11 protein-coding genes and 1 pseudogene are annotated in these 13,040 nt (G+C 57.8%); 2 read left to right on the top strand and 10 right to left on the bottom strand.

The genetic code is table 11. The features are described 5' to 3' along the window. A partial coding sequence (locus tag AC04SH_RS26450; protein WP_488480748.1) for a transposase domain-containing protein occupies positions 1-134 on the top strand: 134 nt, incomplete at its 5' end. Here the strand turns inward: AC04SH_RS26450 and AC04SH_RS26445 are convergent. From AC04SH_RS26445 to AC04SH_RS26410, 8 genes are all read right to left on the bottom strand, one after another. Continuing rightward, positions 101-430 carry a transposase family protein gene (locus tag AC04SH_RS26445; RefSeq protein WP_488480747.1) on the bottom strand — a complete coding sequence of 110 codons (330 nt, stop codon included), beginning with the start codon at positions 428-430 and terminating at the stop codon, positions 101-103. The genes AC04SH_RS26450 and AC04SH_RS26445 overlap by 34 nt on opposite strands. A gap of 243 nt (positions 431-673) precedes the next feature. Further along, positions 674-1,741 (bottom strand): ABC transporter ATP-binding protein, encoded by a 1,068-nt coding sequence (locus AC04SH_RS26440; RefSeq protein WP_488480732.1) that lies wholly within the window; start codon positions 1,739-1,741, stop codon positions 674-676. Next, positions 1,738-2,754, bottom strand: coding sequence for an ABC transporter ATP-binding protein (locus AC04SH_RS26435; protein WP_488480731.1), 1,017 nt, complete (start codon positions 2,752-2,754; stop codon positions 1,738-1,740). The genes AC04SH_RS26440 and AC04SH_RS26435 overlap by 4 nt, the downstream gene beginning before the upstream one ends. Further along, a complete protein-coding gene (locus tag AC04SH_RS26430) occupies positions 2,751-3,644 on the bottom strand; it encodes an ABC transporter permease (RefSeq protein WP_488480730.1) in 894 nt (297 codons plus the stop codon). The genes AC04SH_RS26435 and AC04SH_RS26430 overlap by 4 nt, the downstream gene beginning before the upstream one ends. A 2-nt stretch (positions 3,645-3,646) precedes the next feature. Further along, positions 3,647-4,585 (bottom strand): ABC transporter permease, encoded by a 939-nt coding sequence (locus AC04SH_RS26425; RefSeq protein WP_488480729.1) that lies wholly within the window; start codon positions 4,583-4,585, stop codon positions 3,647-3,649. 21 nt (positions 4,586-4,606) lie between these two features. Continuing rightward, the gene (locus AC04SH_RS26420; protein WP_488480728.1) at positions 4,607-6,187 is read right to left on the bottom strand and encodes an ABC transporter substrate-binding protein; all 1,581 of its coding nucleotides are present in this window, start codon (positions 6,185-6,187) and stop codon (positions 4,607-4,609) included. Between the two features lie 245 nt (positions 6,188-6,432). Beyond that, entirely contained in the window at positions 6,433-7,809 is a 1,377-nt protein-coding gene (locus AC04SH_RS26415) for a CapA family protein (RefSeq protein WP_488480727.1), read from the bottom strand. Positions 7,810-7,873: 64 nt separating this feature from the next. After that, positions 7,874-9,082: a dipeptidase gene (locus AC04SH_RS26410; RefSeq protein ID WP_488480726.1), complete on the bottom strand. Its 1,209-nt coding sequence runs from the start codon at positions 9,080-9,082 to the stop codon at positions 7,874-7,876. Positions 9,083-9,585: 503 nt separating this feature from the next. On the opposite strand from AC04SH_RS26410, the pseudogene AC04SH_RS26405 reads away from it, so the two are divergent. Continuing rightward, positions 9,586-9,802: pseudogene (locus tag AC04SH_RS26405) on the top strand (IS110 family transposase); the annotation flags it as partial. A 179-nt stretch (positions 9,803-9,981) separates the two neighbouring features. Here AC04SH_RS26405 and lpdA read toward each other — a convergent pair. Further along, positions 9,982-11,730, bottom strand: coding sequence for a dihydrolipoyl dehydrogenase (lpdA, locus tag AC04SH_RS26400; protein WP_488480725.1), 1,749 nt, complete (start codon positions 11,728-11,730; stop codon positions 9,982-9,984). 7 nt (positions 11,731-11,737) lie between these two features. Then, entirely contained in the window at positions 11,738-13,036 is a 1,299-nt protein-coding gene (locus AC04SH_RS26395) for a 2-oxo acid dehydrogenase subunit E2 (RefSeq protein WP_488480724.1), read from the bottom strand. Between the last annotated feature and the right edge of the window lie 4 nt (positions 13,037-13,040).

Below are 13,040 nucleotides of genomic sequence, written 5' to 3'. Positions count from 1 at the left end.
AACTCAACGGCGTCGACCCGTACGCCTACCTCACCGACGTCATCACCCGCATCGTCGCCGGCCATCCGCAAAGCCAACTCGACGACCTGCTGCCCTGGGCCTACGCCCCCGCACCACTCAAGGCCGTGGCCTGAGAACAGCGGTTACGCGCGAAGCCTGCGGCAAAGGCGGCGAACGCACGCCCGAACGCCTCCGGGTCAAGCAATCGCAAGAGCCGTGAGAAGGTGTCGTGACTGGGTGCCTCTTCATATTCGATCAAGCGCGACAACGCTTGCTTGCGCTCTTGCGCGAACAACGAGAACTCCGTGGCGTTGGTCGCGCCACACAGGCTCGCCGCGATCATCATCACGATCAAATCACCAAGCCGATGCGTGGCGTTGCCAGCGCGCGGATCAGGTAGCGCGCCGAAATAGCTCTCTAGGCTGGAAATGGCAGTCTCTCCTCATTTCGACTGCCTCTCCAAAGAATCCCTTCTCACCACAAATTCAAGCCCCAAAAAGCCATATGCGATTCCCCTGCCCGGGGCGGGGAGCGACGACGCTAAAGTCGAACCCCGCATTAGCGGCAACTAAAGGCGGATTGGGCCGACTAAATTGACCTTTTCCATCATGGAACATATTCTGAAGTTCTTTAAGGTCCCTTCCTGAAATAATTGTCGCGTAAGCTATTTCACTTAGATCTTTTTGCTGGATACCCGGCTCAGGCCTGTGTTAATGAAATCTCCGAAAGCGGTCGCGTCTAACGCCACCTCGGTTTTGCGACTGAGCGGAAAGTGACATCTGTAGCTATGCCCGGCGTCATCGGGGTTTGCTGAAGGCTTGGGGAAGGCCCGGCAGCATATGTCTTGCGCGTACTGGCACCGGGTGTGGAACTCGCAACCGGTTGGCCGTCTCAGAATGCTCGGCACCTCGCCCTTGATTTCGATGCGGTTGAGAACGGCATCCGGGTCGGGCACGGGATTGGCCGAGAGCAAGGCCTGCGTATAAGGATGGCAGGGATGATCGAAGATGTCTTGAGTTGACCCAGTCTCGACAATGCGACCGAGATACATGATCGCCATACGATCGGCCATGTGGCGCACCACGTTGAGGTTGTGCGTGATGATCACGATGGCGATCCCGAGTTCATCCTGGAGGCGAGCAAGCAGATTAAGCACCTCACCCTGGACCGACACGTCGAGCCCAGCTGTGGGTTCGTCGGCGATGATCACGTCCGGGTTAAGTGCGAGCGCACGAGCGACGCCGACACGTCGGGCCTGTCCGCCAGAGAGCTGGTGGGGATAGCGGCGCCCAAAGTCAGCCGGTAAACCTACCGTGCGCAATAGTCGCTCAGTCTCGGCTCCGGGATCGCGATTGCCCACGCCGTGTATGCGGAATGGCTCGGTGAGGAGCGACTGCACGGTCATCCGCGGCGAGAGTGAGCCCACGGGATCCTGGAACATCATCGTCATGCGGCGAAGGTAGAACTTTCGTTCGGCCGCTTTGAGACCGATAAGTTCCTGCCCGTTGAAACGAATGCTGCCGCTAATAGGCGCCTGAAGGCCTATGATCGTGCGCGCGATGGTGGATTTGCCAGATCCGCTTTCGCCGACGAGGGCAAGCGTCTCGCCCTTTCGGATTTCAAATGAGACGCCGCATACAGCGTCAATGAAAGGGTCCGGCGTGCCCGTGGCGAGCGCCTTCAGTGACCCCATGCTGCGGAAGCGGACACGAAGGTCCTGGATGCTCAGCAGCGCACTCATGCCGCAACCATCCCAGCTTGATCGAGCAAATGGCATCGCGCGACTTGGTCGGTTCCGATACGGTATTCCCGAGGGGTGTCGTTCTCGCAGCGCTCAAACGCGTGAGGACAGCGCTGTCGGAAGATACAGCCGTTCTTAATTCCAAGTAGACTCGGTACGTCTCCGGGAATAGTCGGCAAAGTGCGGGTTGGTGTTTTGATCCGTCCTGGGTCGCATTCAAGCAGAGCCCTTGTGTAAGGGTGCCCGGGATTGTGGAAGATGTCGCGAACGGCACCCTGCTCCACCAACTCGCCCGCATACATGACGGCAACGCGGTCGCATAGTTCGGCCACCACACCGAGATGATGAGAGACAAACAGGATAGAGCAACCGATCTCCCTTTGCAGCTCCTTGAGCAAATGTATGATTTGAACCTCCAACGTTGCATCAAGCGCCGTCGTCGGCTCGTCGGCGATAAGCAGCGCCGGTCTCACCAGAAGTGCCATGGCAATGCAGATGCGCTGGCGCATGCCACCAGAGAATTGATGCGGATAATTCCCGATGCGGCTTTGCGGATCGGGAATCCCGACGCGCTTGAGCATATCGATCGCACGAGTGCGCTTTTCACCACGCGCTCGTTGTTCGTGGTGTTGGATATCGATCATCTGGCTTTCGATTGTCCGCACCGGATTGAGTGCAGTCATCGGATCCTGGAAGATCATGGAGAGGCGATCGCCCATCAGACTACGTCGCGCCTGGGCAGTCAGTGTGAGCAGGTCGCGTCGCTCAAAGACAATGCTGCCGGCAGTAACCTGAGCGTTTTCTGGAAGTAGACCCATCACAGTATAGGCAAGCGTGGACTTGCCGGATCCACTCTCCCCTACGATGCCGACAACCTGTCCGGCCGGCACGTCCAATGAAACGTTGCGCAGAGCGTGGACGCGTCCGCGTGGCGAGCCGAAGTCAAGGCTGAGGTTCCTAACCTCGAGAAGCGTCTCGTTGGATATTGGAGGTACCGAGTTCCAAAAAGTCATAAGTCTTTCCGCAGCTTAGGATCGAATATGTCACGCAATGCCTCGCCTAGAAATGTAAATCCCAGTGTCGCGATCACAATTGGAATACCGCCCGCAAAAACCAGCCAAGGGGTCTGATTAATATAGCTGTAGCCATCATTAAGGATAGCTCCCCAATCGGGCGTAGGAGGCGGCACGCCCATGCCAAGAAAGCTCAGACCCGCTTGTACGGCGATGACCGCAGGCACATCCATGCTCACAAGGATAAGAAGCGGGCCGATCACGTTTGGCAGCATGTGAACTGCCAGGATGCGCGTTGTACCGGCGCCCATGCTCCGCTCCGCGTCGATGTAATCGGAGTTGCGCAAGGCTTGCGTTTGGGTGCGCACGACTCGCGCGTAGATCGGCATCGAAGTTATTGCGATGACCAGGATCACACTGAACATGCTGGGGCCAAGAAGTGCGATGACCGCCAACGCAAAGATTATTCCAGGGAAGGAGCGGATCGTGTCGAAAAATAGTAGCAGAACGTTGTCGAGCCAGCGCGGCCCGAACCCTGCTATCAGACCGAGCACGAGGCCCACCATAATCGAGCTACCCAACGACGCAAAAGCGACGAGAAGCGGGATGCGGCCGCCCATGATGGTGCGCGAAAAGGTGTCGCGACCGAGTTGATCCGTGCCAAGAAGAAAATTTGCTGAAGGTCCTGACAAACGCGGCCCTATCAATATGCCTATGGGGTCATGGGTGATGATCAGCGGACCAAAAATCGCGGTCGCCACTACCAGCAATACAAGCACTGCCCCAAACATTCCCAGACGGTTGCTACGCATCTGCCGTAGAAAGGAACTCAAGGCACCCGGGTTGTATCTTATGGGGTTTTCTTCAGCAATCGTGTCAACGCTCGTCATAGTCAGAGCTTCTCCCGGGCTCGAGGGTCAAGTATTGCGTTGACCAAATCGGAGGCCGTTGTTGAAATGACGATAAGGAAGGTGGTGACCACGACCACACCCATAACAATTGGATAATTGCGTGTATTCACCGCTTGCACGATTAGCGCGCCAATCCCCGGTCTTGCGAACACGACCTCGACAAACACCGAAGCCGACAGCAGCCATGCGATCCCTACGCCCAAGATTGTTACCGTTGGCAAGATCGCAAGCGGCAGAGCGTAGCGGAAGACAATGCGCCATTCCGAAATCCCGAAAGAGCGAGCCATTCGGATATGGTTCTCGCCCAGCGTTTCGAGCATGGATGCCCTCACCAGTCGAGAGATGTAGCCCACCCAACCGATCCCCATTGCAAAGCTTGGAAGGACCAGATGGACAAGTCCATCTACCAAGCCTTGGCCTGGCCCGATCGCAGGCAGCCAGCGGAGGGCTACGGCGAATATTAGCAGTGCGTAGACTGCCATGACAAAGGAAGGGATAGCGATTGTTGCCACGGCGATTACCCCAACCGCTTGGTCGAGGAAGGAATTGCGCCGCATGGCAGAATAGCACCCTAGCGGCACGGCAATAGCGGCAGCCCAAAAGATGGAGACGAGGATTAGCTCAATCGTGTAGGGCAGTTGCTCAAACACGATATCGGCGACAGGTCTCTGGCTGAACACATCATACCCTAGATCGCCATGGAGCAGTCCGTTGAAGAACTTAACGATCTGCACGAGGAGCGGCTTGTCGAGCCCCATCTGTTGATGCAGGAGCGCTTTTGCCTCAGGTGTCGCCCGGGGGCCGAGCAGAGTTGCTGCGGGGTCCCCAGGTACGGCATGGATCATCAGAAAGAGAAGCGTCGCCGCGATCACGATAATCGTGACCGCGAGGACCAACCTCTTACAAAAGTAAAATAACATTCTTCAGTCCGCCGCCGCCACTCAAGCCGGGGTGAAGCCGAGATACAATGGGACACCATCCGGGCGAGTGGCAGCTTTCACTTTAGTCGTCCGGTAGATAATTGGAGTAGCTCCATGCGTTATGAAACGGTAAGCGCCCGAATCTTCCATCAGATCCTGCATCTCTTGGTAGAGCTTTGACCGTTCGGTCGGGTCTTCAACCGCTTCTGCCTTGCCATTAAGTTCGTCAAACCGATCACTGCGGAAGCGCTCCCAATTCCAGACCCCAACTTGCGCTTTAGTGAACCAGGCGGTGTAATAAAGCGGATCAGGTTGGCTGCTGAAGCTATTGATAATTAGTTGCACGTCCTTCCAGCGCTGGCCGTCTGATTCCATGCCGATCGTCCAGAACGAACCTGAGTCTTGAACATTGACCTGGACGGTAATCCCGATCTGCGCCAACTGCGCCTGAATAGTCTGGGCAATTGTTGTGTCCGGGTTTGAGTTTAGACAGACGAGAGTTAGATTCAGATCAGCACCACTGGCCTTGTCCAAGAATTCCTTGGCCTTTGCCAGATCGCCTTCTGGGGGGACGAGCGCTTTGTCGCGGTGCCCAACAATGCCTGGAGGAATGAGGCCTGTCGCGACCTCGCCCTGCCCCGCATAGGCAGTGCCCAAAATCTGCGGCACATTTATTGCCCATTGGATTGCTTTGCGGACATTGATATCTTGCAGTTTCGGATTGTCGACGTTCATGCCAACCCAAGTGTAACCGAGAGAAGGATGCTCCTCAACCTTCGTATCTGCCGGCGGATTGCTCTTAAACGTCGCCAGTGAATCAAGACTGATCGTAGTGAAATCGACATCACCGGCCTGATATGCTCGTTCCGCAGTCTTGATATCAGTGATCGGCACGATGCGGATCTCATCGAATCCGGGCTTTGGGCCAGTCCAATCGGGATTACGGGTCAACAGCGTGTATTGATTTTGCTTCCACTCTGCGAGCACGTACGGTCCGGAAAAGGCCGGAGGCTTCATGCCGAAGTTTCCACCGTCTTTGGTCGCTTTCATCACGGCTTCTTCAGAAACGATATGACCGCCCCAAGGGAACGTGATGTTCCATACCGGCACAAAGGGCGACTTGAACACGATAACGCCCGTATGATCGTCCTCGACCTCGATATGGTCGAATGAGCCCATGTTCGGTTTCACGGGTGAATCGTGCTTGATGATCCGCTCAAAGGAGAATTTCACATCCTTGGCAGTGAGTTCGCCGAAGCCGCCAGTAAACTTGATGCCTTTCTTGAGGATGAAGCGGATATGCGTCGGATCGATCTGCTCGATCTTATCCGCCGCTTCCAGTTCCCAGCCCCATTCGGAGCCTGGTTTGAAGTGCGTGAGTTTTGAATAAATGCAGCTGTTGACAGTACTCTCGGAATTATTGCCATAAAAACCGGGATCGAGGGTGGCAAGCTCGTAAGGAGCGGCAACCTTTAGTACCCGGCCTTCGGCCGCCCAGATGACCTGTGAGAGTGGCAGGCCAGAAGCCAAGACGCCACCGCCGAGCATGGCGCCGGTCTTAAGTAAGGTGCGACGGCTCACATTTGTTACGATACCAGTCATACTTTTCCCCTTTCGTTTTAGACGTCGCCCGCTAGCTGCGGGAACGATCGCCACTTTGGTTGTTCAGTTAGGGCAGGCGCGTACAACGCCGCTTTGCCGGACTAGTCCTGCTCGGTTCCTCTTCCTGAGGGCATTTGCAAGCCACTGCTAGTCATGCTTAATAAAGCGCCGCGCCAATACCTGTATTACCCGTATTCTCGATGGCAGAGCGCCGCTATTGTGACGGTTCCGAGTGCCTATCTGGCTCAAAATCGGATCCACCCGATGCCATCTTTAATGTCTATTACAGTCTGAAAAGGCGTCGAGAGCTCTTGTAAGCGTTTTAGAATGGAGTGCGCTTGCTGTGGAGCAGCTAGCCGAGGCACTCCTCGGTTGGCGAATCTTTCCGAGCGACGATGCTCGATCGGAACCAGCTGTATTTCGGCAAGCTCGTTCTGCTCAAAGCGGCTTACCGTGATGACGCTCTCGTAGTACACCGCATCGGAATACGAGCCTACGGGTCCTTCTGCCATCGGAAAGCCGTGTGACATCTCATAAGCAGTCACCTCAGCGTTTGTATCGATCCGCGGATCTTTGCCGTACACCTCATAAATGTCCGCCCCTACCGGCGCCCTGAGATCTTCACAAAGGAAATTACCCAAGCTGTAAAAAATGGGGCGCCGTTTGTAGATCTCGATGCCTCGCAGCAAATGCGGCCCGTGTACAAGGTATGCGTCCGCACCCGCATCAATCACGCTGTGAGCAAATGATTGTTCGTAATCAGGAGGCTCTTGACACCAGTTCCCCGGTTCATGACCGTGGTGGGTGGCAATGCAGAAGTCCGAGTACTGCTTGCCCTCACGAATATTCCGGAGAATATTGGCTACATCGTGCGAATTGGCTTCGAAGCTGTAGCTGGCCTTGTCGCCGGGTTTGTACAGCGTATCCCCAATTAATACGCGGCTTGAATCCCGGTCTGTTGGTTTGTCGCCTGGCAGTTCCTCACGTAACGCCGTAAGTAGTTCGAACTTCTCCCGAGGCACTATGATACTTTTAGTTAGGCGAAGGGCGTTTAGCCCTGGTCGTCCCGGAGCCCGGCCCGCGGGATCACACGCACGGGCCATTGGTGGGAATGTCGAGGCCGACGAAACCAGCGCCACGCGTCCACGACGCGTCTCTAAGAAGCGGGCAGCTCCCGCTTCTGCAAGGTTCTCGCCAGCGCCTGAGTGGACGATCCCAATGTTATCAAGTGCGCGGGTCGTCTCACGCATTCCTTCAACGCCCCAGTCGAGCGTTTGATTGTTCGCCCGGCTAACCATATTAAAGCCCATGGCTTTCAGGTCAGGGCCGACTTCGGGGTCACTGATGCAATAGGATCCGCCGTGCTCAGCCTGAGGACAACCTTTAGACGGTCTGTCTAAGATAATGGTCTCCAAATTTCCAAAAGTGACGTCGGCGCCCTCAAAGAGGCTCAGAACATCAGCCAACCCGGGGTGGTAGCCGTGAGCTACCGGACGCGCATACAGAATGTCGCCAACTGCTACCATCGTGAAGCCATCTTGAACATTCGTAGCAATCGAGCCGACTGCATCATAGTCATTTTCCCGAAGAGGATGATCACTCGGCGGCACATTTATTTCCATGCTCAGATTTCACCTATCACTCACAGGCATGCTCATTGATTAGAGTTTGCGCTTCAAAGCGAAGCTAACCTGCCCAAATTTCGGTGAATACACGCTGAAAATTCTGGCCCAGTACCTTTTCGATAACCCGGTCTGAATAACCCGCCTCCGACAGGTCCCAAGCGGCAACTTCCAACCGTCGGGGCGTATTCAGCCCCGGCACGGTGTATGGGCCAATACCGTCCAAGGGTGCGGAGACGCCGCGGTCATCGCGGCCAGCGATAAAGGCCTCTAGCGCTTTCCGATGCCCGTCATTGTACTGTATAGGCGTTATCGAATTATCGCTGCCGATACCAACGTGGTCCTCGCCGCAGACATTCAGAGCGTGCACCAGATGGCGATTGAAGAGCCTTCTAGACGCGTAAACCGGATCCTGCCCGAGATAGGGCATCATAAAAATGCCGAATACGCCACCTCCGTTGGCAACCGCCCGAAGAACTTCGTCAGGCTGGTTGCGAGGGTGGTCATATATCTCACGGCAGGCGCTGTGGGAAACGATGATGGGCGCGCTTGATGCACGCGCTGCTTCGAGGGCGGTCTGCGGATGCGAGTGGGAAAGATCGACTACTAGACGGCGGCGATTGATATGAGTGACCGCTTGACTTCCAACGGGCTTAAGGCCGGCGTCGGAGTTGGTGACTAGACAACCAGATCCTATCTTACTATCGCCATTGTAGGTCAGTTGCATGATCATGACTGACTCATCGGCAAAGAGATCAATCGACGGTAGATCGTCCTGCATGAATTCAAGTCCTTGGAAGCCAAAGATGATGCCGAGAAGCCCCTTCTCCTTCGCACGGTTGATGTCCTCGGGCCGCTGGATCAAAATGAGCGTATCGGGGTTGGCCGCAATGTCGTCCTTGACATCCTTGATCCAGCTCAGCATCTCCGCTACGCTTGTGCCGCCGGCTGCTCCACCAATGGTCAGGTTTAGTGCAGTAATACCCGAGCGCCGCACATTCTGGAGCTGTTCCACTGTGTATTGACGGCCGGCGGGAGGATAGTTGACGTTGAAAGTATTCGGCGAGGCAAGAGCATCGATGACGATGGCTTTGTCGTAAAGCTTCCTAAGCGCCACGGGCGGCCGCTCAGTTTCGGAGGTCCAGAGGTCTGCCGCTCCTAGAATGCCTTCAGCGGCGCATGTCGCGCATGATCCCGAACCGATATGCGCGGGATGATGCGCTGCAACCGCCTTGATGCCAATCGCGCTGCTATACCCATTGCTTTCAGACATAATCTACCTTTCAAAATTACTTGTGGGTTAGCAACTACATCCCAGCCCGCCGACAGGACCGCTATGAAAACTGCAGCGCGTTTTCGGCCACATCCGGGAAGGCATTGATCACTTCACGCTCCCGCCGCGATGATCGATATTGTTAGCAAGGATGATGGTCATTCGGCTAGGTCCCCACTTTCTGGCATGAACCGAAACTACCAGTTCTTGAAAGGTCAATCATGCCGAATTTGTAATTGAGGAGTCGCATTTGCGGCAGAAAGAACTTCGAAACGGAGCCCGAACAGAATAATATGTTGCCGAAATCGCTGGGCCAGCGTTAGCCTCTCCGACTGATCGTGGTCCCCAGCGTGGTGTAGCGGGCCGATCAGCGCGCAACGGCTGGGCAGGCTGAGCAGGGATCATCCTTCCAGATGGGTGGGGGTGGATGCCAGCCTTCTCCGACGGCATCGCAATGTGCCAAGTTTGTGGCGCTTAACGCCACAAAATGGAACGAGGCATCCATGGGAAAGGTTACCAAAATTGGGGTCGATCTGGCAAAGAACGTCTTTCAACTGCGTGGAGCAGACGGAACTGTCGTATCTCGCAAGACCCTGTCGCGCCTGCAGTTTTACAAGCCAGCCGGCATGTGTCGCCGCGATGGAGGCATGCGCCAGCTCCCATTATTGGGCTCGCGAGATGGTCCAGCTTGGCCATCTGCCGAAGCTGATTGCACACGCCGCCTGCGCCCACCGAGCTGCATACGACGCACTTTGAAGCTGAAGTCCGTCACCTCTCGCAGCAACACTGTTGGGGATAAGGTCCTTTCAGCCCCGCATGCGTGTTTGCGACAGATCCTCGCACCATACCCAGATAGTCGCCGTCTCAGCCGAAAATTGCGCAATGGAGCGGCCTCTCTCCTATCGACGCCTCCGAGTTGGCGGTAGGTCAGTGCATAGGCCCTCGGCCGCCTCCGCTGCCATGCCGACTGTCTCACCTAGTGTCGGGTGCGGATGGATGGTCTTGCCGATGTCGACCGCATCAGCCCCCATCTCGATCGCCAGGCAAATCTCGCCGATCATGTCGCCCGCAGCCGGGCCGACGATGGCGCCGCCGATGATGCGACGCGTTTCCTTGTCGAACACCAGCTTGGTCAAGCCGTAGTCGGCGCCGTTGGCGATGGCCCGTCCAGACGCTGCCCACGGGAACGTGCCGACCTCAACAGCACGGCCGGCCGCCTTGGCGGCATCCTCGCTGACGCCAACCCACGCAATTTCCGGATCGGTATAGGCAACCGATGGCACCACCTTGGCGTCCATGAAGCTCTTGAGCCCCGTTGCCGCTTCGGCCGCGACATGGCCCTGATGTACGGCCTTGTGCGCCAGCATCGGATTGCCAGTGACGTCGCCGACGGCGAAGATGTTCGCCGCACGCGTGCGCATCTGCGCGTCGACTTCGATGAAGCCGCGCGCATCAATTGTTACGGCAGCGGAAGACAATTGGAGCGCTTCGGCTGTGGGGCGCCGCCCGGCCGATTGCAGGATCAGGTCGTAGCGCCTGACGCCGGCGCCCTCGCCGCTGGTCGTCACGACAAGTGCATCTTCCTCGGCAACGACACTTTCGACGCGCGCGCCCAGAAGGATCGCGTCGAAGCGGTGGGCATTGCGCTTGCGCCAGACCTCGACCACGTCGCGGTCCACATCGGGCAGCAGCCTGTCGAGTTGCTCCACCACTTCGACTCGCGCGCCGAGCCCGCTGTAGACGGTGGCCATCTCAAGTCCGATGATGCCGCCGCCGATGACCAGCATACGCCGGGGAATAAAGGGCAGTTCGAGCGCGCCCGTGGAATCGACGATGCGCGGATCGTCAGGCAGGAACGGCAACTTGACCGGTACCGAGCCGGCGGCGACGATGGCCATGGCGAAAACGATGCCGCGCTTGCCGCCCTCAAATAGCTCGATGTCTACCGAGCCGCCATCAGCGAACTTTGCCGTGCCTCTGACAATCTCGACCTTCCGTAGGCGCGCCATGCCCTTTAGCCCGTCCGTGAGCTTGCTGACGACGCCGGCCTTGAAGCTCCGCAGCTTGTCGAGATCGACGGTCGCGGTGTCGAAGACAATACCGTGATCGCGAAGACGCTCGGCTTCTTCCTTGACGGCGGCGACATGCAGCAGCGCCTTGGACGGAATGCAGCCGACGTTAAGGCACACGCCGCCAAGGGTGGCGTCTCGCTCGACCAGGATCACGCGCTGGCCAAGATCGGCGGCACGAAAGGCCGCGGAATAGCCGCCAGGTCCGCCGCCGATCACCAGCACGTCGCAATCGGGCGCCGCACTCGACGCGGGAGATCGCGCTGTTGTCGCTGCCTGAGCCTCGGATGTCGCCACCGACGCTGCGGGCTTGATCGCTAGCTTGGCTTCTTTGGCGGCTGCTACCGCTTCCACGGTGGCGATCAGCGCCCCCTTTGAAACGCGCTGACCGATTGTGAGATCGACAGAAGCGATGCGCCCGGCAAATGGCGACGGCACGTCGATCGACGCCTTGTCGGATTCGAGCACGACAAGCGTCTGGTCGAGGACAACGTAGTCACCCGGCTTGATATGCAGCTCGATGACGGCGACTTCCTTGAAGTCGCCCATTTCGGACACCCTGATTTCGGTGGTGCTCATCTCGGCCTCAAACGATCGCGCGGCGGAAATCGCCCAGTAGAGCTGATATGTGGCCCAGGAACCTGGCTGCGGCGACGCCGTCGATGACGCGATGATCCCAGGACAATGAGACCGGCATGATCAGCCTCGGCTGGAAGGCCTTGCCGTCCCAGATGGCTTCCATCGCCGAGCGGCCTGCGCCGAGGATTGCCACCTCGGGCGCATTAATGATCGGCGTGAAGCCTGCTCCGCCAATGCCGCCGAGCGACGAAACCGAGAAGCAACCGCCTTGCATGTCGGCGGCCGACAGCCCACTCCCGCGCGCCTTGTCGGCGAGCGCGCGCATTTCGGTGGCGATTTCGATCACGCCCTTGCGGTCGCAATCTCGGATCACCGGCACCATCAGCCCCTTGGCCGTGTCGGCGGCAACACCGATATGGACGTAGTTCTTGAGCACCAGCTCTTCGCCGTCGAGCGAGGCGTTGAAGCGCGGATATGCCTTGAGAGCCAATGCCGACGCCTTGATCAGGAAGGCGACCATCGTCACCTTGGCGTCCTTGTTGGCCGCATTGAGCTCCTTGCGGAAATCCTCAAGGCTGGTGACGTCGGCGTTGTCGAAGTTGGTGACATGCGGAATGGTCAGCCAGTTGCGGGTGAGATTGCCTCCCGAGATCTTCTGGATGCGCGACAACGGCTGGCGTTCGACGGGTCCGAACTTCTCGTAGTCGACGGCAGGCCAGGCCGGCAGGCCGGCCCCGATGCCCGTACCCGACATCTGCACTGACGAGCCTCCTGCTAGACGCTCCTTGATATGCGCCAAAATGTCCTCGCGCAGTATCCTGCCCTTCGCGCCGGAAGGTTTCACAGTGGCGAGGGCGACGCCAAGCTCACGGGCAAAGGCACGTACCGATGGCGTGGCATGGGCGCCGGCTGACGTCTCTGACCTGACCGACGGCGTGTTGCTTGCCACCGGTGCTGCCGGTGCCACCTTCGCTGCCGGCGGTTCTGCCTCGACGGGCGCGGCCGCGGGAACGGCTTCGGCCTTTGCAGTTTCCGGCAAGGTTGCCGGCGCAGCTGCCTGGGCAGCAGTGGCATCGATCGTTAGCAACAGCGCGCCCTGGGACACACGCGTGCCGATCGACACCGCGAACTCCCTGACGGTTCCGGCGAAAGGTGCCGGGATCTCCATCGTCGCCTTGTCGGATTCCACCGTCATCAACGGGTCATCGACGGCAACGACGTCGCCTGGCTTCACCAGGAACTCGACGACCGGCACATCCTTGTAGTCGCCGATATCCGGCAACCTGACTTCCATTAGCTGGCTCATATCA

It is taken from the genome of Mesorhizobium sp. CNPSo 4688 (assembly GCF_057784295.1).
This window is presented reverse-complemented; position numbering and strand designations above follow the sequence as displayed.